This is a genomic window from Micromonospora sp. A202, from assembly GCF_006715105.1.
Lineage (GTDB): Bacteria > Actinomycetota > Actinomycetes > Mycobacteriales > Micromonosporaceae > Micromonospora > Micromonospora zamorensis.
Genome location: NZ_VFMP01000001.1, coordinates 4,279,176 through 4,300,589, shown reverse-complemented (window position 1 = coordinate 4,300,589; position 21,414 = coordinate 4,279,176). Strand labels below are relative to the sequence as shown.

Here is a 21,414-nt window from a genome sequence, read left to right as displayed (position 1 = left end):
GGCCACGCCGGAAGCGGTAATCGATCTCTGAACCGGCCTGCGGGGAACTAGGGCGCCACGACGGTCATCTCCCGGATCCCCCCACTCGGAGAATGCTGGCGAGCAGCCGTCCGGTCTCCTCGGCGGCGCTACTGAAGAAGTCGTGATGCTCGGCTTCGAGGCGCAGCACCTTCAGACGGCCGGCGACGAACCGCTGCCAGGTCGTCGGGTCCTCCCGCCGCGCCACGATGAGGGTCATGTCCCCCTGGAGGCGTTCCGGTTCGAAGCAACGCTGGAGACGGATGTTGTTCATCCCTATCCGCAGTGCCGCACGGATCGCGCGGTCACCGGCGTCGGCCAGTGGGGGAAAGCGCTGGCGTACCTCGTCCAGGCTTCGACTCGTGAGGCCGTCCGGATCCCGGGCGTCGCCGACAGCATCACCGGGAAGAACACCGAGCACGTTGTGCAGCGCGTCCCGAAGCGCATCGCTCGCGGCTTCCTCACCAGGCGACTCCGGGTAGCCGTCGAGGACCACCACGGAGGCTGCCTGCTCGCCCACCCGTTCCAGCAGGGTAGCCATGCTGTGCGCGACCAGGCCGCCGAAGGACCAGCCAACCAGGTGGTACGGGCCGGCCGGCTGGATCTCGCGGATCTGCGCCAGATAGTCGGCGGCCATCTCGGGGACAGATCCGGGCAGTGCGGGCAGCGGACCTCCCGCCATCACCTCGGTGAATCCGCGGGCCTGAAGCGCATAGACCGGCCGGCCGTGACCCAGATGCTCCAGGATCCGCAGGTAGCACCAGCTCAGGCCGGCACCGGGGTGGATGAGGAACAGCGGTTCGCCGGATCCCTCGGGGCGCAGCCTCAGGACCGGCCCGAAGACCTCCTCCGCCGCTGTGCTCCGCGACACCTGTCGGGCCAGGGCCGCCGGCGTGGGGTGGCGGAAGACGGCTTGCAGCGGCAGATCCACGGCGAGCTCGGCACGAATGCGTCGGGCCAGCCGGACAGCCAGCATTGAATGTCCGCCCAACTGGAAGAAGTTGTCCTCGACCCCTGCGCCGGGCGCGCCCACCACCTCGGCGAACAGTCGTACCAGTTGCTGTTCCACGGTTGTTCGCGGTTCCCGACTCCGCCGTACGGTGACCGGGGGCGGCGGTAGCGCGCGGCGGTCGAGCTTCCCGTTTCGGTTGAGCGGGAACTCGTCGAGGATCACGACGGCGGCCGGAACCAGATGGCCGGGCAGCACATCGCCGAGGCGGGCGAGGATAGCCTGAGCATCCACCGTATCGCGTGCCTGCGGTCCGGCCGGAGTGACGTACCCGACCAGGCGTTGGTCTCCCGGCGTGTCCTCGCGGAGCACGACGCGGGCGTCGCCCACCGTCTTCTCGCTCAACAGCGCGGCCTCCACCTCGCCCGGTTCGATCCGCTGGCCGCGAAGCTTGACCTGGTCGTCGGCTCTGCCGAGGAAGACAAGCTCGCCCGCGGAGGTCCAGCGGACGCGGTCACCGGTCCGGTACATCCGGCTGCCCGGCGGACCGTACGGGTCAGCCACGAAACGGCTCGAAGTCAGTGCCGGGCGCGCGAGATATCCGTCGGCGAGCTGGGCACCGCTGAGATACAACTCGCCCACCAGCCCCACCGGGCACGGGTCCAGCCGGTCGTCGAGCACCCGCACCTGCGTGTTCCAGACCGGACGGCCGATCGGCACCGCGCCGGACGCCTCGGGAACGCAGTCGTGGTAGGTGACATCGACGGCGGCCTCGGTCGGGCCGTAGAGGTTCGTCAAGGCGACCCCGGGCAGGACCTGGTGGAAGGCGGTGGCCGCCTCACGCGGAAGGGCTTCGCCGCTGCAGAAGACGCGCCGCAGGCTGCCGCATCGCGCGGCGGTGGGCTCGGTGCGGAACAGGTTCAACATCGACGGGACGAAGTGCATGGTGGTCACGTTGTTCGCCACGATGGTGCGGACCAGAGCGGCCGGGTCGCCGTGCTCGTCCGGGCCGGCGACGACCAGCGCCGCGCCCACTCGCAGCGGCCAGAAGAACTCCCAGACCGAGACGTCGAACCCACTGGAGGTCTTCTGCAGAACGCGATCGGCGGTGGTGAGGGGGTAGGCAGCCTGCATCCAGCGGAGCCGGTTGTCGATCGCGGCATGGGAGACGACGACGCCCTTGGGCCGCCCGGTGGAACCGGAGGTGTAGATGACGTACGCGGCATGCCGCGGCTGAAGCTCCGGTCCGGTCTCCAGGAGATCACCGGCGACCGCTGTCGCGTCTGCCCGCAGATCCTCCGGCGTGACCAGGCGAAACTCGCTGTTGGTCAATCTCGTGCACAGCTCGGGGTCGCTCAGCACACACACCGGCCGGGCGTCGCGCAGCATCATCCGGATCCGCTCGTCCGGATGGCCGGGATCGAGCGGCAGATAGGCACTTCCCGCTTTCACCACCGCGAGCAGCGAGACGACCAGTTCGGCGGAGCGCGGAAGCCCTACAGCCACGATCCTCCCCGGCCCCGCACCCAGCGCCCGCAGCTTCCTGGCCAGGTCATCTGTCCGCAGGTCCAGTTCCGCGTAGGTCAGCGTGCCGGTCGCGGACACCAGGGCGGTGCTGTGCGGGGTCCGCGCGGCCTGCGCCCGGAAGGCCTCCGGCAAGGTGGTCACGGGCAGGTGCCGGGCGGTGTCGTTCCACTCCACCAGGACGCGCCTGCGCTCCTCCGGCGTCAGCAGGGGGACCGCGCTGATCGGCAGCTCCGGCGCATCGACGACCGCGTCGACGAAGCGGGCCAGCCGGGATGCCAGCATCTCGGCGGTACCCGCGGAAAACTTGTCCGTGGCGTATTCGAGTGCTCCCGAGATCCCCCGCGGTGCGCCGTTCGCGTCGACGGTCTCGGTCAGTTGCAGATTGAGGTCCGCCTTCGCGCCCGGCACGTCCACCTCCGTCCGCTCGGCCGTGACCGCGCCGAAGGCCAGGTCCTTCTCCTCCCTCGTGTCGAAGGCGAGCATGACCTGGAAGAACGGGTTACGTTCCACCGAACGCGGCGGGTTGAGCACCTCCACCAGCAGATCGAAGGGAAGGTCCTGATGCGCGTACGCCTGCAGGTCGACGTCCCGGATCCGGCTCACCAGCTCGGCGAAGGACGGATCACCGGACAGGTCGGCGCGCAGCACGAGCGTGTTGACGAAGAAGCCCACAAGGTCGTCGAGTGCCTCGTCGGTACGCCCGGCGGTCACCGCGCCGAGGGGGATGTCGGCACCTGCTCCCATCCGGCACAGCAGCCCGCACAGCGCGGCTTGCACCACCATGTAGACCGTGCAGTTCTGCCCCCGGGCGAGATCCACCAGCCTCTGGTGCCGGCCGGCATCCCAGTCGATCGTGACGCCAGCACCGCGGGGAGCCGACGCCGCCGGGCGGGGACCGTCGGTGGGAAGCGGCAGGGCGGCGGAGACTCCGTCGAGAGCGGCGCGCCAGTAGGCCAGCTGACGCGCGGCCAGGCTCTCCGGGTCCTCGCGGTTGCCCAGCAGCTCCTCCTGCCACAGGGTGAAGTCGGCGTACTGCACCGGCAGGTCCGCCCAGCCGGGTGGGCCGAGGCCGCCGCTTCGGGCCCGGTACGCCGTCGCGAGGTCGCGCAGCAGCACCGTGATCGACCACCCGTCGGCGACGATGTGGTGCAGTGTCAGCAGCAGCACGGAGTCGTCCGTCGTGCACACGAAGAGGTCGGCTCGCAGTGGCGGCGCCTCCGCGAGCACGAACGGCGCCGACGCGGCGACGTGGAGCCGGGTCCCGACCTCGGCTGGATCGACCGTGGTCACCCTCAACTCCGGGCCGCCGGCCGAGGCGTCCAGGACGTGTTGGCAGGGCACGCCGTCGATGTCGGGAAAGACCGTACGCAGCGACTCATGCCGGGCGACGACGTCGTCGAGGGAGAGGCGCAGCGCGGTACGGTCCAGCGGTCCCCGCAGCCTCAGGACGACCGGCAGATGATAGGCCGGGTCGGAGCCGTGTAGCCGGTCGAGGAACCACAGCCGCCGCTGGGCGTGCGACAGCGGGATCACCGCGCGTACGCCCGGCTCTGGACGGCGTAGAGCTCGGCGTATCTGCCCTGTATGCGGGTGAGCTCGTCGTGTGTGCCCAGTTCCGCGACCCGGCCGTCGTCCAGCACGACGATGAGGTCCGCCGCTCGTACGGTGGAGAATCGGTGCGAGACGAGCAGGGTGATGCCGCCGGCGGCCGTGTCGGCCGGGCGACCCGGACCCGTGAAGCGCTCGTAGAGATCGTGCTCGACCTGCGGGTCCAGCGCGGCGGTCGGCTCGTCCAGCACCGCCAGCAACGGCTTGTGACGCATCATCGCACGGCCGAGTGCCAGCTTCTGCCACTGGCCGTGGGAGAGATCGGCGCCGCCGAACGTCCGGCCGAGCATGGTGTCGAGCCGCTGCGGCAGACGATCGACGACATCCTGTGCCTGTGCTGTCGCCACCGCAGCCTCGACCGCCTCCTCGTCGTCGACCCGCGGCACATCGCCGATACCCACGGTGTGCCGCGTCCTGCCTTCCAGCTTGAGGAAGTCCTGGAACGCGGCGGTCGTCCGGACGCGCCACTCGTCCAGACGCAGTTCCCGCAGCGGGATGCCGTCGACGAGGACGTCGCCCTGATTCGGTTCGTACATCCCGGTGAGCAACTTGACCAGTGTGGTCTTTCCTGCCCCGTTGATGCCGACGACCGCCACGGTGGAGCCGGCCGGAAGATGCAGATCCACGTCGCGCAGTACGGGTTGGTCCGTGCCGGGATAGGCGAAGGTCACCCCGCGCAGGCGGATGCCGTCGGTGAGGCGCGTCGGAGCCGGGCGGGTGCCGGTATGCGCGTGCTGCTCGGTGTGCTCCTGGAGCCAGTCGAGGTGGCGCATGGTCGAACGACCCTCGGCCAGCTGGGAGAGGCCATTGACCGTCGTGGCGAGTTGGGTGCGCAGGTAGCCCGACAGGCTGGCCACCATCAGCAGGTCACCGACAGTTCCCCGGCCCTGGCTCACCTCGTGGGCGACGAGGGCCAGCGCGACCAGGTAGCCTGCGGCGAAGCCGGCCCAGCCCGCGACCTGCCAGAGTGAGGCGATGCGCAGCGCGCGCACGAGCCGGCGGGTCACGCTGTCCCAGTAGTGGGCGGCCCGTCCGTCCACGTTCTGGTCGCTGCCGCTGATCCGCAGTTCTTTCGCGCTCGCCGGCGACGTGCCCAGACGGTGCAGGCTCAACTCGCGGCGTTCGGCCTCGGCGCTCTCATCGCGAGCACGGGCCAGCAACGACGAAGCCCTGCGGGAGAAGTACAACGGCGGAGCGGCAAGCAGCACCAGCGCGCACAGCGCCGGGTGCACGCCGGCCAGCAGCCACGCGCTCAGTCCGAGGCTCAGCACCGAGGAGGCCGCGCTGACCGCACCCCAGCAGGCACCAGCGAGGGCTTCGGTGCTCGACTTGATCTGGCTGAGCCGGTCGAGGAACTCGGCGCGTTCCAGGTGCTCCACGGTCGGGGCGCCCCCGGTCATGACGTGCAGCCGCTGGCGCAGCACGAGGTCGACCCGCTCGGTCAGGTCGAGTTGCAGGCCACCCTGCACCCGCTGGGCCGAGGCGATCATGGCGTAGGCGAGGGCACCGACCAGCGCGGCCAGCAGAATGCCGCGCCCGCCGCCGAGCGCGGCGGAGTTGGACAGGTTACGCACGCTGAGACCGGTGGCGGCTACGGCCAGGGCGTTGAAGAATGCCAGCACCAGGACGGTGGCGGTGGCCCTCCTGTCGGCGTGGTACGCGATGCGGAGCATGGCGAGAACCACGTTGGACTCGGCCTTCATGCCGTCACTCCTTCCGGACGAGCCGTCATCTCGGTCCCGGGCGCGCCGGCCGGTGGTCCGTCGCCGAAGCGGTCGGCCTGGAGTCGGTAGAGCCGTGCGTAGTGGCCGTCGAGGTCCATCAGCTCGCGGTGGTCTCCGGTCTCGGTGACGCGGCCGTCGGCGAGCAACACGATCCGGTCGGCGTTGCGGACCGTGGAGAGCCGATGGGAGATCAGCACGATGCTCACGCCCGACACCGCGGCGATCACCTGGTCGTAGAAGCTCGTCTCCGCCTTGACGTCCAGATGCGCGGTGGGCTCGTCGAGGATGAGCAGCTTGCGGCCGTGGGCGACGGCGAACATCGCGCGGGCGATGGCGATCTTCTGCCACTGTCCGCCGGAGAGGTCGACCCCACCCCGGTGTTCGCGGGTGAGCAGGGTGTCCAGCCCTTTGGGCAGCCGCTCTATGACGTCCCGGGCACCCGCCGCCTCGGCCGCTGCCATGATGCTCTCGTCCGTCGCCTCGGCCTCCGGCGCGCCCAACGCGATGTTGTCCCGGACGGTCAGTGGATAGTGCACGAAGTCCTGGAAGACGGCCGAGACGCGACGGCGCCAAGACGTGATGTCCAGCTCGGCCAGATCGACACCGTCGACGCTCACCCGTCCCTCGGTCGGTCGTTGCAGGCCGGTGAGGATCTTCAGCATGGTGGTCTTGCCGGCTCCGTTGCGGCCGACCACGGCCACCACCTCGCCGGGCTGAATGTCCAGGTCCAGCCCGTCGAGAACCCTCTTTCCGTTGCCCGGATAGGAGAAGCCGACGCCCTCGAATCTGATGCGTGGCGCTGACCCGGGGGCCGGAAGCCCCGCGCTCGGCTGGTCCGCTGTGGCGAGTCGGTGCGAGCGGAGCCGCTCGAACGCCTGTAGGGCGCCGGTGGCGTATTCGATGTCGAAGGCCTCGTGTCCCATGGCACCGGCGGCGAAGACACCCCAGGCGGCGAGGACCATCGTCACCAGCGCCCCGGCGGTGAGCTGACCGTTGTCCAACGCCGTTCCCGGCACGTAGAGCGCCGCGAAGCCGGCCGCTCCGGCGAGGCCGAACGTGACCCACTGGCGACGCAGGATGCCGCGCCGCTCGCGCCATATCTCGCCGAGCCAGTCCTCGGACTGTTCCCGGTGCCGTGCGTTGAGCCATCCGGCGAGACCGAACAGGCGTACCTCCTTGGCGGCGGCGGAGCCGGTGAGCGTGTCCGACCAGTACTCCATCCGGTCCCGGTCACCCATCCGCGAGTCCCAGATGGCTCCCAGTCGCACCCACTGCCGCCGGATCACGGCGCGCATGAGCAGAGTCGCGGTCAGCAGGGCGATCCCCAGCCACGGCTCGATCCACGCCAGCACCGCACCGCAGCCCACCGCCCCGGCGAGCCGTCCGAACAGGACGAGCTGCCCGACGGCACCGGTTCCAGGGGTGCGGGTCCGCCAGCCGCCGAGCTCCGACACGCGAGCCACGTCCGTGCTGTAGTCAGCGTCGTCGAGGTGCGAGATCCCCCGTGGTTCGGACACCCTGCGGCGTACGTCGGAGCGCAGCCGGCCGTCGATCCGACGGGCCGCGAGCACGTCGAGCGGCTCCCGCAGCAGCTCCGTGCACTGCCCCAAGAGCACCACGACCGCGACGAGGGCCAGATGGGGCACCATCTCACCGACCGACCCTGCATCGAGGACGTGGGTGAGCAGCAAACCCGTGAACACTGCTGTGGCCGCCGGCGCCATCGCGGATATCAGGTGCGCCAGGAGCAGTCCGCCCAGAGTCGCGCGTCCCGCCCGAGTGAGCAGCATCAGCAGCTGGAGGCGTTGCCGCCCCACGGTTTTCCAGTAAGTCATCGGACTCTTCATCTCTCCACAGCGGTTGCGCAGCGTTTGGCCACCTGCCGCACGGTGGTGTCCGTTCCGTCGGCCAGCCGGCAGAGCTGCTCGTCGAACCATCCGGCCAGCGACCGCAGCTGCGGGGCGGGCAGCAACCGGGGATCGGCGCGGATCACGATCGGCATCTCGGCACCGAAGCGGACCTTGATGTCGAAGCGGGGTCCGATCTGGCGGCGCGGCGTCGTTGTCTCCACGCGGGGTGGCGGATGGCCGTCCAGCCGGGCGGAGGGACGGGCCACGATGTCGGTCGGCAGGAAGTTGAAGAAGTGGTCGAAGCCGAGCTCGATCTGCCGCTCCCGGCGCACCAGGTCGGTGATCCCGTCGAAGTCGTACATGCCCATCCGGTATGCCTTGAAGGCCGACGCGCCCAGACGAGAGAGAAAGCCGGTGTATTCGGCCTCAGGTGCCCCGAGATCGACCGGTAGTGGCACGTACTGGTTCATGGAGCTGACGATGGCGTTCCACCGTGGGTCGAAGCGGTTGCCGGACTGGAGGGTCAGCACCGGCTGGGTGGCGCCGGTAACCACGCCGCAGGCCACCGCGCTCAGTGACAGCAGTAGCGTGTGCGGCGAGGCGTTGGTGTGGGAGGCAAGGAGTTCCAACGCCGCGCGTGCCCGCGCCGAGTAGAGGGTCGCCTCGATCCGGCCGGGAACGTCCCCGTCGGACAGCCGCACCGGGAAGTGCTCCTCCGGCAGCGTGTCCAGGAGCTTCTGCCAGTGGCGCAGCACCGCCTTCCGGCGCGGTCCGTTGGCCTCGGACCACTGCTCCGCAGCGAGGTCTCTCGGGCAGGGGGCCGTCTCGGCCAGCCACCGCCGGCCCGCCTCGTCCGGTGACCCCAGCAGCGCCAACAGCTCGGCCATCAGCCGGATCATGCCGTAGCCGTCGGACACGATGTGGTCCACGACGATGACGACCGCATGCGGCAGCCCGTCGCGGGTCACCACGGCGAACCGGCGGCCGAATTCATCCGCCCGGACGATCCGGTCCCGGGCCAACCGACCCGCGACCACGGCGGCGTCGTCGTGCTCGACCACCTCGACGGTCACCGTCTCCTCGGCGGGCACGACGTGCTGGCGGGGCCCCTCCGGTGAGTCCACGAACAGCGTGCGCAGCGACTCGTGTCTGCGGCACAGCACGCTGACCGCACGTACCGCCTCGTCGAGGGTGGTGCCGGGCGGAACCGCCACGTGGTCGCGTAGATATGTCTCCGAGAAGCGCTCCAGTGGATACGTTTCCATGACTCGCCACACCGACAACTGGCCGAAGGCCAGCGGTCTCGGCGCATGCTGGTCGGTCATGATCCGCCTCCCGGCGTCCGGTTGGCCGGTGCGACCCGCACGACCGGCGCATCTGTGGGTGCGCGGTGGGGGAGGCGCCTCACCTGGTCGTCCCGCCCAACCCAAGCGCGCCGCGGACGAAGGCGGGCCACCGCGCCGGTGAGTCACCGTGCACGGCGATCAGAGCGAGCACGATCCGCTCCAGTCCGTACGCCGCGCAGGCGGTGTGCGCGACATCCCCGTCGATCAGAATGCCGAACAGGCCACCGAAGTGGTCCTTGTGGTAGTTCGCGCTCGCGATCGCCTGCGCCTGGCCGGTGCCCAGATCAGCTCGCAACTCCCACTTGAGCTCCTCCTGCCGCTGGGGTGGCGCCATCATCCGGGCGGCGTCACCGAAGAACGGGTCCGTCGCGGCCTCCACCGACACCTTGAGCCCGAGCCCCTCAAACCAGGTGCGGGTCCGCGCCAGCCACTCGTCGCGCCACCTGGGCACGTCGTCGGGGCTGCCGATGCGCACGACCTCGCGCATCCGGAAGCTGCGCAACCTGCCCAGCTCGCTGCTCCCCTCGTGCCGGTAGCACGACGCCTCCGCGGTCATCGTCATCGGCCCTGCCAGCGTCCGGCCCGCTACCAGCGGATACAGGTGGTAGCAGGTCGCCGGCAGCGCCACGACGTCGCTGATCGTCTGTTCGCTGTGCCAGTCAGCGCCGTCCGCCAACCGTGCGGCTTGAATCGCACGCCACCGCCGGTTGTCCCCAACGAAGGTGTGCAACGTGCCGAGCAGGTTCGGGAACGCGTCCACGTAGCCGAGGCGTTCCAGGAGCGCCCTCGAGATGACGGGCGGCACGTGGAACGCGCGTACGTCCTCCGGTTCGGCGAAGCCGAGCACGGACGCGCGCAGTCCGCCCACAACCGCCTCGAACGCGGAATTCAGCACGCCGACGCCGGCAACCTCGGTGGGAATGAGCGACGCGGCGAGCACGTCGGAGTCGTCCAGGGTGTCTATGTCACACCTTCTTCATCAGGCTCAGTCGCGCGTTCGTGCTGAGCAGCCGTTCGTTGCCGATCATGAGGCGGGCCGAGTAGAGGTCGCGCAGATGCCGTGCCACCGAGAGCGGCCCGTCCTCGGAGTAGCCCGCCATGCCGCAGATCTCGAGGGCCAACCTGGCGACATCGACCGTCGACGTGGAGGCCAGCATCTTCAGGTCGTTGAGCAACAGCGTGAGCGCGGGACCGCCGTGCGCGCCCAACGCGGCGGGATCCGCCCAGATGGGCTGGTATCGGCTCGCGGCCTCGGTCAGCAGAGCGCGGGTCTGCGCGAGCGCGGCACCGGCTGCGGCCAGCCTCGGCTCCAGATGATTTCCATCGGAACGCGTGCGTTGGCGCACCATGGACTGCGCCCTGCGGAACGCGTCAGTGGCGATCCCCACCCAGCAGGCCGTCCACAGCAGGTGTGACAGCGGAACCATCGTGGCCTCGGCGATCTCACCGAACCCGACGGGCAGGACATGCGTCGCCGGTACGGTCGCCACCACGTCGAACCCTGGGCTGCACGTGCCTCGCATGCCCATGGGATTCCAGTCCGGCCCGGCCGGTGTCAGCGACACCTGGTTCGCCTCCGCGTACACCGCGACCTGGTCGGTCGCGGGCGCCTCGGGGGTCCGGCGAGCGGTGATCAAATAGGCGCCGGCCTGTGCACCGTAGGAGACAGTCGGTGCCCGCTTCTCCAGTCGCACCATGTCGCCGTCCGGCACCACCGCCGCCGAACTCGTCCGGAGGCTGCCGCCGATGCCACGCTCCGACGTGACCGAGGCGACGAGTGTTCCCCCGCTCACCATGGAGGGGACGAGGTCCAGAATGTGGTCGCCGCCATGCCGTACGAGGCACATGACCTGAACCTGGTGCATCGCCCAGATCATGGCCGTGGAGCCGCACCCCCGTCCAAGTTCGACCCCTATCCGGATCAGCTCTTCGAGGCTGCAGCCGAGGCCCTGGTGAGCCGTCGGACACGCCGCGTTGAGGACCCCGGCGCGGCGCAACGCGGCGACGGACTCCGCCGGGAAGCTCGCATGACGATCGGTATGGGCCGCGTTCTCGGCGAGGATCGCGGAGGCCTCACGAAGTGAGTACGAACCGCCGTTCATCGTGGAGGTTTTCGGCACGTCACGGACGCCGGTCATCAGGCGGAGGTCCCGATCACGCGGGATTCGCCGGCGACCAGTTCGCGTACCGCCTGGGTGATCGCCTGCACCGATGTGAAGGTCTCGCGGGTCAGCACCTCCTCGGGAAGCTCGATCTCGAACTCCTCCTCGACGGCGATCATGACGCGCACCACCTGCATGGACGTGATGCCCGCAGCCCACAGGTCCGTATCCGGCTGGAGGTCGAGGGACGGGGAGTCCATGCAACCTCTCACAATTTCCTTCACCTGGTCCTGCAAGACCTATCTCCCATCTTTGTCAACTGAAGACCGCTGTCGTGTGTTCGATCCGCATCCGGCCGGCACCGTCAACCCCGGCGGACCGCAATCGCCGCCCGCGAACAGTGGCCGTTGCAGACGGGGCCGGTTTCACGCCCGCCGGTCACCGGCGGCCGCCATGGCCTCGTGCAGACTCCGGGGACGCAGGTCCTGCCAATGCTGATCGACATAGGTCAGGGCGGCGGTCCTGTCGCTTTCGCCGAAGACGATCTGCCAGCCGTTTGGCACGTCGGCGAAGACCGGCCACAGAGAATGCTGCCCCTCGTCGTTGGCCAGCACATAGAAGCGGCCGCTCTCGTCATCGAACGGATTGATCATCATGGTTCCTCCCGAGCCTAGGATTCGTTCATCGGCAGAAGTCGGTCCGGTGTGCCCGACGCGACGGGACGCATCCGTCGCAGTGCCGGGCGGGCGGTTGACCTGCTACGCAGGCAACGGGAGACCGCAGCCACGGTCGGGCCGTCGAACAGGTCGCGGATGTCGAGCTCGCAGCGCAACTCCGCGCGTATCCGGTTCACCAGCCGGGTCGCCAGCAGCGAATGGCCGCCGAGACTGAAGAAGTCGTCGTCGATGCCCACGGTCTCGACGCCGAGCGTCTCGGCGAAGAGCCGGCACAGCGTCGCCTCTTCCGCGGTGCGTGCCGAACGCCCTTCCCCGAGCGCCCGCGAGTAATCGGGAACGGGCAGCGCGCCACGGTCGAGCTTGCCGTTCGGCGTCAGCGGCAGGTCGGTGAGCGGCACCACCACCGAGGGCACCATGTACTGCGGCAGTCGGCGGCCGGCCCGCAATCGGATCTCCGCCGGGTCGGGAGCACGCCCGGTCTCGCCGACCACATAGGCCACGAGACGCTGGCCGACGGCCCGGTCGGCACGGGCGAGCACAACGGCCTGGGCGATCCCGGGCATGGCCGTGAGAACACTCTCGATCTCGCCCAGCTCCACCCGGAAGCCCCGGATCTTGACCTGGAAGTCGGTGCGGCCGAGGAAGTCCAGGCTGCCGTCCGGACGCCAACGGACCAGGTCACCCGTGCGGTACATGCGCGTGCCGGCCGGGCCGTAGGGATCCGCGACGAACCGCTGTGCCGTCAGCCCAGGGCGGCGGAGATACCCGCGCGCGACCTGCGCGCCGGCAAGGTAGAGCTCACCCGGTACGCCGACCGGAACCGGCTGCAACCGTTGGTCCAGCACGTAGGTCCGCACGTTCAGGATCGGCGGGCCGATCGGCGCGGTGCGAGCGGTGCTGATGGTCGCGGCAGGGACCCTGCAGCTGGTGACGGCGTGGGTCTCCGTGGGACCGTAATAGTTGTAGAGGTAGCGATCAGGTCGGCCCTCGTACAGGGCGCGGACCGATGACGAGAGGTCCAGCGCCTCGCCGGCCTGAGCCAGGTGACGCAGGGCGTCCAGCCGTGTTCCCAGCCGTTGGGCGGCGGCGGCGACGCTCTCCACCACCGACATCGGCGCGTACAGCTCCTCGACGGCACACCGGTCGAGCCAGCGGGTCAGTTCGTCGGGATCCCTGCGGATGTGGTCCGGCGGCACGGCGAGCGTCTTACCGCTGGTCAACGCAGAAAAGATCTCCTGAGCCGCGACGTCGAAGCTCAGGGAGGCGAACTGGGCGACCACCGAGCCCACGCCGCCGGGCACCAGATCCGTCTGCCAGGCCATCAGGTTGACCAGGGCCGCGTGGTGCATCACCACTCCTTTGGGGCGGCCGGTCGACCCCGACGTGTAGATGACGTAGACCGGATGCGACGGCCGCAGCGGGCTTACCCGCTCGCCGTCGGCGACGTCCGCTGCGGAGAGGGCGTCGAGCCGGGCGCGGATCTGCGGGCTGCGGACATCGATCGTGAGTGGGCCGAGGTCGTCGACCGGAGCTTCGTCGGCGGTCAGCACGCAGGCCGGCGCGGCGTCGACCAGCATGTGGGAGATGCGATCCGCTGGGTAGGCGGTATCGACAGGCAGATACGCCGCACCGGCCTTGACGACGGCGAGTACCGCGACGACCTGCTCGATCGACCGAGGAACCGCAACGGCCACCACCGCCTCGGGACCGATACCGTGCCCGATGATCAACCGGGCGAGCCGGTTCGACTGCTCGTGGAGCTCCGCGTACGTCAGCGAGTGGTCCTCGAAACGCACGGCGACGGCACTGGCGGAACGGGCCGCCTGGCGGCGCAGCATCTCCGGCAGCAAGGTGCCGTCCACCGTTCGCCGCGTGGAGTTCCAGTCCTCGAGGACCTGCCGACGCTCGGCGGCGGCCAGCATGGGCAGGGCATGCACAGCGACGCCCGGGTCATCCACGGCGGCACGGAGGATCCGCAGCAGGTATCCGCCGATCCGCGCGACGGTGGAGCTATCGAAGAGGTCCATGGCGTAGTCGATCGAAATCTCCACACCGTCCGGGGCTCCGTCGTCCCCGCTGGCCGGCGTGAAGTTGACCGCGAGATCGAAGGTGGCGGCCTTCGCACCCGACTCATCCACCTCGATGGTCAGGTCAGCCGCGGTGAGCGTGGGGCGGCGGGGATTCTGCGCGGCCAGTAGCACCTGGAACAACGGATGAATGGACGGGGTCCGGGGCGGGTTCAGCGCCTCCACCAGCATCTCGAACGGCAGCTGGTCGTGGTCGAACGCGGCCAGGTCACCGTCGCGGACCCGGACCAGGAGTTCGGCGAAGGACGGATCGCCCGACGTGTCGGTCCGCAGGACGAGCGTATTGACGAAGAAGCCCACCATCGGGTCGAGCGCGCTGTTGTTGCGACCCGACACGGGGCTTCCGATCGGGATGTCCGTTCCCGCGCCCAGCCGCGACAGGACCACGGCCAGCGCCGCCTGGAACACCATGAACAGCGTCGCCCCGCAGTCGCGCGCCAGACGCGTCAGCTGCTGGTGCAAGCCGGCGTCCACGCTCAGGTCGACGGTGCCGCTGCGGTGCGACGAGCGCGCGGCACGTTGTCTGTCGTACGGGAGCGCGACCTGATCGGGGAGCCCGTCCAATGCCGCTCGCCAGTAGTCGAGTTCACGAGCAACCACGCTGGACGGGTCGCTGATGCTGCCGAGCTGATCGCGTTGCCAGACAGCGAAGTCCGCGTACTGGCAGGGCAGGGGTTGCGGCATGGGCGCGACACCCGCCCGCCGGGCGCTGTAGGCCGCCAGGTAGTCGGAGACGAACGGCGCGATCGACCAGCCGTCGCAGGCCACGTGGTGGAAGACGAAGAGCACGGCATGTTCGTCGGCCGAGGTCGACAGCACATAGGCCCGGGCGGGCGGCTCGTCGCGCAGGTCGAACTCGTGGCGGAGCAGCTCGTCGCGGCGGGTGACCATCTCCTCCCGAGTGGCGCATCGCAACACCTGCGGCCCGGCCGTGCACTCCTCCGCAGGGAGCACGTGTTGCACGGCTGAACCGTCGTCGGTTGCGGGAAGAAGGGTGCGCAGGATCTCGTGTCGGGCCCGCACGTCGCCCCACGCGGCAGCCGCGGCTGCGGTGTCCAGCGGACCCCGAACCCACAGGGTCAGCGGAAGGATGTAGGAATCACTGCCGGCCTCCATCCGGCTGAGGAACCAGAGCCGTTGCTGGGCGAAGGACAGCGGGATGCGCTGCGGACGGGGCCGCAGGACCGGTATCCCCGGCGGTGCCGTCGTCGGTGCCTCGCCTCCGACGAGCACGTCGGCGAGTTCCCGCGCCGTTCTCCGAGCGAAGACCTGCCGCATGGACAACACGCAGCCCATCTCCCGGCGTACCAGCCCGATCAGCCTCGCGGCCAGCAGCGAGTCCCCACCGAGCTGGAGGAAGTCGTCGGAGGCGCCGATCGAGTCGAGCCCGAGTGCCGCGGCGATCAGTGCGGCCAGCCGGCGCTCGGTGGCATTGCGGTACGGGCCGTCCGAGCTCACCGACAGCGCGGGCGCCGGCAGGGCGGCGCGGTCAGTCTTGCCGTTGGGCGTCAACGGCAGCCGGTCGAGGTTGACGGTCGTCCACGGAACCATGTACTCGGGCAGCGTCTCGGCGAGAAGCGCACGGGCCTCCGCCGGCTCGGGCAGGCCCTCGGCCGCGCCGACCAGGTAGAGCACGATGCGTCGGTCACCGGGACGATCTTCGCGAAGCACGGCCACCGCGCGTGTGACGCCCGGGATGGCGTTCGCGGCGGCCTCGACCTCACCCAGTTCCACCCGGAAGCCGCGAATCTTGATCTGGGTGTCGGCCCGGCCCACGAACTCGAGGTCTCCGTCGGGGAGCTGCCGCACGAGGTCGCCCGTGCGGTACATCCGGGTGCCCGGCGTGCCGTACAGGTCAGCTACGAAACGCTGGGCGCTCAGCGCGGGTTGCCCGAGGTAACCACGGGCGACGCCGGCACCGCTGAGGTAGAGCTCACCGATGGCGCCGGCGGCGACCGGGGCGAGCTTCTCGTCGAGTACGCGGATTCCGGTCTCCCGGATCGGCCTGCCGATCGGCACGGTGCCGTGGTCCAGTTCGAGCGCGGCGTCCAGCCTGCGGGCGGTCGACCAGATCGTCGTCTCGGTCGGTCCGTAGACGTTCGTCACCTCCGCCGCAGCATCGCGTAGTCGGCGCGCCAGCAGCGGCGGCAGGGATTCGCCACCGACGAGAACCCGGACGCCGGTGAGATCCGGCTCCGCCGCGTCGAGCAGGCTCTGCCACATGGCCGGCGTCGCCTGGACGACCGTGATGTCACGCTTCAGAAGCGATGCCAGCTTGGCGGGATCGCCCTGTTCCTCCTCCGTGGCGAGCATCAGGCAGGCGCCGCTCATCAGCGGGGCGAACAGTTCGAGGCCCGCGATGTCGAAGCCGACCGTGGTGACGGCCAGGAACCGGTCACCGGGGCGCAGGGCGAGCCGCTCGACGAAGTCGTCGAGGAGGTTCATCAGATTGCCGAGGGTGTTGACCACCCCCTTCGGAACTCCGGTGGATCCCGAGGTGTAAAGAACGTAGAAGGCGTGCGCCTCGGACGGCTCCGGCCCCGTCGGCTGCCGTACCACCTCCTGGTCCTCGGCGGGCAGGTCGACGAGCACGCGTCGTGTCTGCTCGGCGAACGTGATCGTGGCTTCGGTGGCGCTGTCGGTCACCAACAGAAAGGGCCGGGCGGCCTCCACGATCCGTCGGTTACGAGCGCTGGGGTGCGCCGGATCCAGCGGCAGGTACGCGGCGCCGGTCTTGCCGATCGCGAGCAGGGTCACCACGAGTTCGACGGTGCGCGGCAGGGCGACCGCGATCAGCCGCTCCGGGCGCGCGCCGGCAGCGGCTAGCCGGGCGGCGAGTTCGTCGGACGCTTGGTCGAGCTGCCGGTAGGTCATGCTGTGCCCGCCGCACACGACAGCGATCGCCGAAGGAGAGGACCTGAGCCACTCGGTGACGAGGCGAGCCGGCGTGCGCCGGGTCGCTCGGTGATCAGGCTTCTCGGTCATTCCAGCCCCCATGTCGGATCTCATCAACAACGTCGGAGCGCGCCGGTCGGGCTCACCACGGCCAGGACGGGGCGGCGGCCACCGTCACCTGACATCCCACAGCCCTCCGCCTGCTCCGTCGTCACGTCGTCACGCCCACCGGCAGACCGGCCTGGGCGAGCGTGCGGTTCTTGTACGCCTCGACGCCGGTGATCTCCGGCCCGAGCCAGGATGGCGGCCGGAACTCCTCCGCCTCCGACTCGGATCCGAACTCGATCTCCGCGGTCACGAGGCCCGCCAGATCATTGTGATAGTCGTCGATGTAAAAAACCTGGTCGTCGCAGGTGAGAGTGCGGCGGGTCTTACAGAGCCGCGCGCCCACGGTCGCCGGCCACAGCTCACCGAACTCCTCCTCGCCGATCGGAAGCTCGACCTCCACCCGGGACATCGCTGCGACCTTGTACTTCACGCCGAGCAGGAACTCCGATCCGCTGCGGCGCAGCCGTACCTCGATGCCGTTGGCATCCGCCGCGAGGTATCCCTGCTCGAGTTCGAGCCGAGCGCCGTCGACGGCCGCGGGGATGTGGTCGACGAGGAACTTGCGCTCAATCTCGAGAGCCATACACGCTCTCCCGCCCTGCGGCCGCCGTGACCAGACGGGGTAGATCACGCATGTCGGTGAACACCGTCGTACCGGGTTGCGCGAGCCAATCCGCCGGGGTCAGGCCGCCCGCGTAGCCGAAACAGCGCATCCCGGCCGCGGCGGCCGCCTGCACCCCGTAACGGCTGTCCTCGATGACGACGCATCGCCGCGGCTCCACCCCGAGGCTGCGCGCCGCATGCAGGAAGAGATCGGGGGCCGGCTTACCGTGCTGGACCTCGTGCGCGCTGAAGATCCGGCCCTGGAACCTCGGATAGAGACCGGTACGACCGAGCGTGTGGCGCATCTTCTCGTGAGTGCCGCTGGAGGCGATACACCGACGGTCGGCTCCCATGCCGATCGCCTCCAGCGCGTCGAGCGCCTCGTCGATGCCGTCCACGACGGACAACTCGGCGTCAACGGATGCGGCATGCCCCACCCGGAAGCGCTCGTTCCAGTCGAGCGCGACCGCCTCACCCAACCGCTCGGCGATCTGAGCGTTGATGGAGGTGGTCGAACGGCCGATGAAACGCCGAACGACCTCGTCGGCGGTGAGCGGCCAGCCCATCTCGGCACCGATTGCGACGTGTGTGCGTACGGCGATGGGTTCGCTGTCGACCAGGACGCCGTCGCAGTCGAAGATCAGCAGGTCCACCGGCTCCTGGAGCGTCGCCTGGGTCACTTGATCACACCTTGACTGATCAGCAGCCGCCGGATCTCCTCGACCCGCTCCGCGCCGAGACGCCGCTTCTCCTGGTCCTCCGGCTTCTCGGCCTTCTGCCCGTACTGCCACCAGGCCTCGCCGGTGTCCCGGTTCATGACCACGAAGCGGTCCTTCTCGGCGGGGCCGCGGACGATGAGCGACGTCGTGCCCGGCGGCGAGGCGACGGTGTGCACCATGGTGTGGCGGATGAGGTAGCCGGAACCGGCCTTCTCCTCGCGCACGAGGGCTGGCGTACCGATCCGCGTCTCGGTGTCGAGCTCGTCGTAGTCACCGAACAGGTAGTGCTGGTAGGTGCCGTGCAGCAGGCGACTGCCGAAGCTCCACCGGTGGTTGTGCGGCCGGTCGAAGTCGCTGCCGGTGAAGAGGTGGAGGCGTACGCGGACGTCGCTGTTCTTGTCGCTGACGAGCACCACCCGGTCGAGCTCCTGCAGCCGCTCACACTGTGCGAGCAGCTCAGGCGTGCGCAGCACGTGGTCGAAGGCATCGTTGAGCCAGGTCGGGGAGCTGGCCAGCTCGTCCAGGAGCTCCTCCAACGGCCCCAGCAGCTTCGGCATGTCCGTCCAGTCCAGGGCGGCCAGGCGGGCGGGGTCGATCAGGGGAACACCGGTCGTCTGTGTCATGTGCCGATCTCCTTCTTCTGGGTGGCCAACCAGCGGCGGGCCTTCTCATGGTGTTTGGGAAGCATTTCCGGAACGTCGAGGAAAAGTGGAAGCAGGTGCTTCTCCGTGGTCAGCGCCCGCAACATGATGTTGATGGTCACGCCGTGTCCCGGCTTCTTGACGATCTCGACCGGGTCCCCGGCACCGACCGACCCCTCTTGGAGAACGCGCAGGTAGGCTCCGGGCGCGCCGTGCGCGATGAAGCGCTCGACCAGGTCTGGGACCTCCCAGAAGCCGGCGAACACCCGACAGGGTTTACGGGCGCGGATGACTTCGAATACCGCGCCGCCGATGGCCCACTGCTCACCCACCTCGGCGTTGGTGATGTCCAGACCCTCGGTGCTGAAATTCTCACCGAATCTGCCCGGCGGAACCGGGCGCTTCAGCTCCTCCTCCCAGAAGACCGCGTCTTCTCGGGCGAACGCGTAGACGGCCTTGTCCGGACCACCGTGCACCGCGAGGTTGGCGACGAGATCGCCCTCCAGACCATGGGTACGGGCCATGACGCGATGATGAACGGGCTGCTTGTCGATGCCGCTACGGCCGACACCGGTCCAGGCGCCGCGGCGCTCGACGCCCAGATTGAGGGTCGAGAGGACGGCGTTCATGATCCGGCTGGACATACTGTTCCGGGACGCCAGTCCTCGGTGACGTTCGGCACCGTCGGAGTCACACCGGGAACGTTCATGTCACCGAGCAGGTGCGTGACCACCGTCAGCAGATCCCACCGTCGGGGCGCCTCGATGGGCACCGCACGAGTGAGCGCCAGCATTTCGTCCAGCGATGGCGTGTCACCTCGCGCGCGGCGCCGGGCGGCCTCGGCTACCGGCCCCTCGTCCACCGCCAGACTGGCCCAACTGCGCTCGATGTCGAAGTCGTGCGCGGGGTGCCGCGCCTCGAGATCCGCGAAGATCTCCAGCACCTCCGCACGCGCGTCGTGGTCCGCCAGGATGCGTTCCCGGGTCTGCATGCGGCGCGCCTCGTCACTGATCACGGCCAGCTCACGCATGACATCGGCGAGTTCGTCGGAGATGTGGGTGAAATTGAACAAACCCCGCACGACACCGAGCTGGTGACGCAGATGGGTGGGTTGCCGCAAGGCGGGATCGGCCGGCCCCTTGAGGGCGTTGAGCCGGACCGCCGCCGGCACCGCTTTGGACGTCCAGCGCTCGTCACGCAGGACGAGAGCGACCGTGTCGGTGCTGGGCAGGATGACGTCCATCGCCTCGACCCGGTGCCGGGTGGCGATGTTGAACTGGTAGCGCCACACCTCCCGGATGGTCATCCGGTCGTGCCGGAAGCGGATGGCGTCAACCGGGCGAAACCCCGCCTGTTCGAGGGCGTGCAGCGCGGGAACCAGCCGGCGGCCGACGGTTGCCTCCGACTTGAGCATGCACAGGCAGACGCTCTGCATCTCGGCGACGATGTCCCCGAAGGTCCAGCAGGCCTCGCGGAAGTACTGGTCGACCGCGTAGAGGTCCGCTTTCTCTCTGGACCAGGTCGCGGCGTGGCGTACATCGGGCGGAATCTCACTGAGCCGGTCCACCGGCGACTTCTCCTGACGAAGCGTCGTCATCGTCGACATCCTTCCTGCGCGAGGATGGGAGGATCGGGGTTGTCGCGCCGCTGGGAGAGGATCTCCGCGAGGAAGTCGGCCTCGGCCAGCCGCAACGCCGTGTTCGGGGCGGCGTGCTCGGCGAGTGGCCAGACGTGCAGGCGCTTGTCCCCGGTGTAGGCGGCGTGAGCCGCCTGACCGGTCTCCGGCGCACAGCGTTCGTCACGACCGGCGATGGAGAAGAGCGCGGGGCACCTGCCATACGCCGCCAACCTGGCGACATCGAAGAAGCCGAGCGTGTCCGAAGCCCCAGGCAGGAGGTCCGGATAGCTTCTGGCGAACCGCAGCATCTCGCGGTACGGCTGGCGGTCCGGAAGCCGATTCAGATCCCCGACGCTGGAGAGGAAGGGCGATTCGATCAGAGCCGCAGCGACACCGGGGCTCAGCACCGCCGCCGCCAGAGCCAACTGACCGCCCTGACTGCATCCGGCCGTACTGATGCGGGTCGGGTCGACCTGCGGCTGCCCGGCGGCGACCGCCACCGCCCGATAGGCGTCCAGGTAGGCATCGCGGTAGTAGTAGGTCGCCGGGTCGAGGATTCCACGCGTGGTGTAACCCGGCACCTGAGGATGGACGAGTCCGACCGGATCGGGGGTGGCACCCGGCCGCCCCGAGGATCCGCCCTGGCCGCGGGTGTCGACCACGAGGGTGGCATAGCCCAACGCCGGCCAGAACAGGCGGTCCACCGGATGTCCCCGCCCCTCGCCGTAGCCGAGGAACTGCACCACGCACGGCAGAGGCTCGGGCTGCCCGGAGGGAACCAGGAACCAGCCACTGATGCGGTGGCCGTGCGCGCCCGCGAAGGAGATGTCGTAGACGGTGTGGTTCACCAGAGGGCTGCTCCTCACCGCGACGCGGGACGCGTCCAGGGGAGTGCCGTCGATCTGCCGGACAGCCTCTCGCCAGAACTGTCGCAACGCGCCG

The 21,414-nt window shown here is 69.4% G+C and carries 15 protein-coding genes; all 15 read right to left on the bottom strand.

The genetic code is table 11. The annotated features are described in order from the left end of the window. Nucleotides 1-64: 64 nt before the first annotated feature. Entirely contained in the window at nucleotides 65-4,027 is a 3,963-nt protein-coding gene (locus FBZ33_RS19835) for a non-ribosomal peptide synthetase (protein ID WP_185755358.1), read from the bottom strand. After that, a complete protein-coding gene (locus FBZ33_RS19830) occupies nucleotides 4,024-5,805 on the bottom strand; it encodes an ABC transporter ATP-binding protein (RefSeq protein WP_141910230.1) in 1,782 nt (593 codons plus the stop codon). The genes FBZ33_RS19835 and FBZ33_RS19830 overlap by 4 nt, the downstream gene beginning before the upstream one ends. Beyond that, a complete protein-coding gene (locus FBZ33_RS19825; RefSeq protein WP_185755357.1) occupies nucleotides 5,802-7,661 on the bottom strand; it encodes an ABC transporter ATP-binding protein in 1,860 nt (619 codons plus the stop codon). Before FBZ33_RS19825 ends, FBZ33_RS19830 begins: the two co-directional genes overlap by 4 nt. Before the next feature lie 8 nt (nucleotides 7,662-7,669). Next, complete coding sequence (locus FBZ33_RS19820) at nucleotides 7,670-9,001, bottom strand: condensation domain-containing protein (RefSeq protein WP_141910228.1); 1,332 nt, start codon at nucleotides 8,999-9,001, stop codon at nucleotides 7,670-7,672. A gap of 79 nt (nucleotides 9,002-9,080) precedes the next feature. Continuing rightward, nucleotides 9,081-9,962 (bottom strand): aminoacyl--tRNA ligase-related protein, encoded by an 882-nt coding sequence (locus FBZ33_RS19815; protein WP_255508965.1) that lies wholly within the window; start codon nucleotides 9,960-9,962, stop codon nucleotides 9,081-9,083. 25 nt (nucleotides 9,963-9,987) lie between these two features. Then, nucleotides 9,988-11,124, bottom strand: coding sequence for an acyl-CoA dehydrogenase family protein (locus tag FBZ33_RS19810; protein WP_255509142.1), 1,137 nt, complete (start codon nucleotides 11,122-11,124; stop codon nucleotides 9,988-9,990). Between the two features lie 35 nt (nucleotides 11,125-11,159). After that, the gene (locus FBZ33_RS19805; protein WP_255509141.1) at nucleotides 11,160-11,408 is read right to left on the bottom strand and encodes an acyl carrier protein; all 249 of its coding nucleotides are present in this window, start codon (nucleotides 11,406-11,408) and stop codon (nucleotides 11,160-11,162) included. A 141-nt stretch (nucleotides 11,409-11,549) separates the two neighbouring features. Beyond that, nucleotides 11,550-11,780 carry an MbtH family protein gene (locus tag FBZ33_RS19800; RefSeq protein ID WP_141910224.1) on the bottom strand — a complete coding sequence of 77 codons (231 nt, stop codon included), beginning with the start codon at nucleotides 11,778-11,780 and terminating at the stop codon, nucleotides 11,550-11,552. 14 nt (nucleotides 11,781-11,794) lie between these two features. Further along, nucleotides 11,795-16,873: a non-ribosomal peptide synthetase gene (locus tag FBZ33_RS19795; RefSeq protein WP_185755356.1), complete on the bottom strand. Its 5,079-nt coding sequence runs from the start codon at nucleotides 16,871-16,873 to the stop codon at nucleotides 11,795-11,797. Between the two features lie 121 nt (nucleotides 16,874-16,994). Beyond that, nucleotides 16,995-17,474 (bottom strand): adenylate cyclase, encoded by a 480-nt coding sequence (locus FBZ33_RS19790; RefSeq protein ID WP_141910222.1) that lies wholly within the window; start codon nucleotides 17,472-17,474, stop codon nucleotides 16,995-16,997. Next, nucleotides 17,458-18,147, bottom strand: coding sequence for an HAD family phosphatase (locus FBZ33_RS19785; protein WP_221629494.1), 690 nt, complete (start codon nucleotides 18,145-18,147; stop codon nucleotides 17,458-17,460). The genes FBZ33_RS19790 and FBZ33_RS19785 overlap by 17 nt, the downstream gene beginning before the upstream one ends. A 23-nt stretch (nucleotides 18,148-18,170) precedes the next feature. Beyond that, entirely contained in the window at nucleotides 18,171-18,836 is a 666-nt protein-coding gene (locus tag FBZ33_RS19780; RefSeq protein ID WP_141910221.1) for a hypothetical protein, read from the bottom strand. Then, nucleotides 18,833-19,483 (bottom strand): MOSC domain-containing protein, encoded by a 651-nt coding sequence (locus tag FBZ33_RS19775; protein ID WP_141910220.1) that lies wholly within the window; start codon nucleotides 19,481-19,483, stop codon nucleotides 18,833-18,835. Before FBZ33_RS19775 ends, FBZ33_RS19780 begins: the two co-directional genes overlap by 4 nt. After that, on the bottom strand, nucleotides 19,480-20,451 hold the full coding sequence (locus FBZ33_RS19770) for a nucleoside-diphosphate kinase (protein ID WP_185755355.1): 972 nt from the start codon (nucleotides 20,449-20,451) through the stop codon (nucleotides 19,480-19,482). The genes FBZ33_RS19775 and FBZ33_RS19770 overlap by 4 nt, the downstream gene beginning before the upstream one ends. Beyond that, on the bottom strand, nucleotides 20,448-21,407 hold the full coding sequence (locus FBZ33_RS19765; RefSeq protein WP_255509140.1) for an acetylxylan esterase: 960 nt from the start codon (nucleotides 21,405-21,407) through the stop codon (nucleotides 20,448-20,450). The genes FBZ33_RS19770 and FBZ33_RS19765 overlap by 4 nt, the downstream gene beginning before the upstream one ends. Nucleotides 21,408-21,414 lie beyond the last annotated feature (7 nt).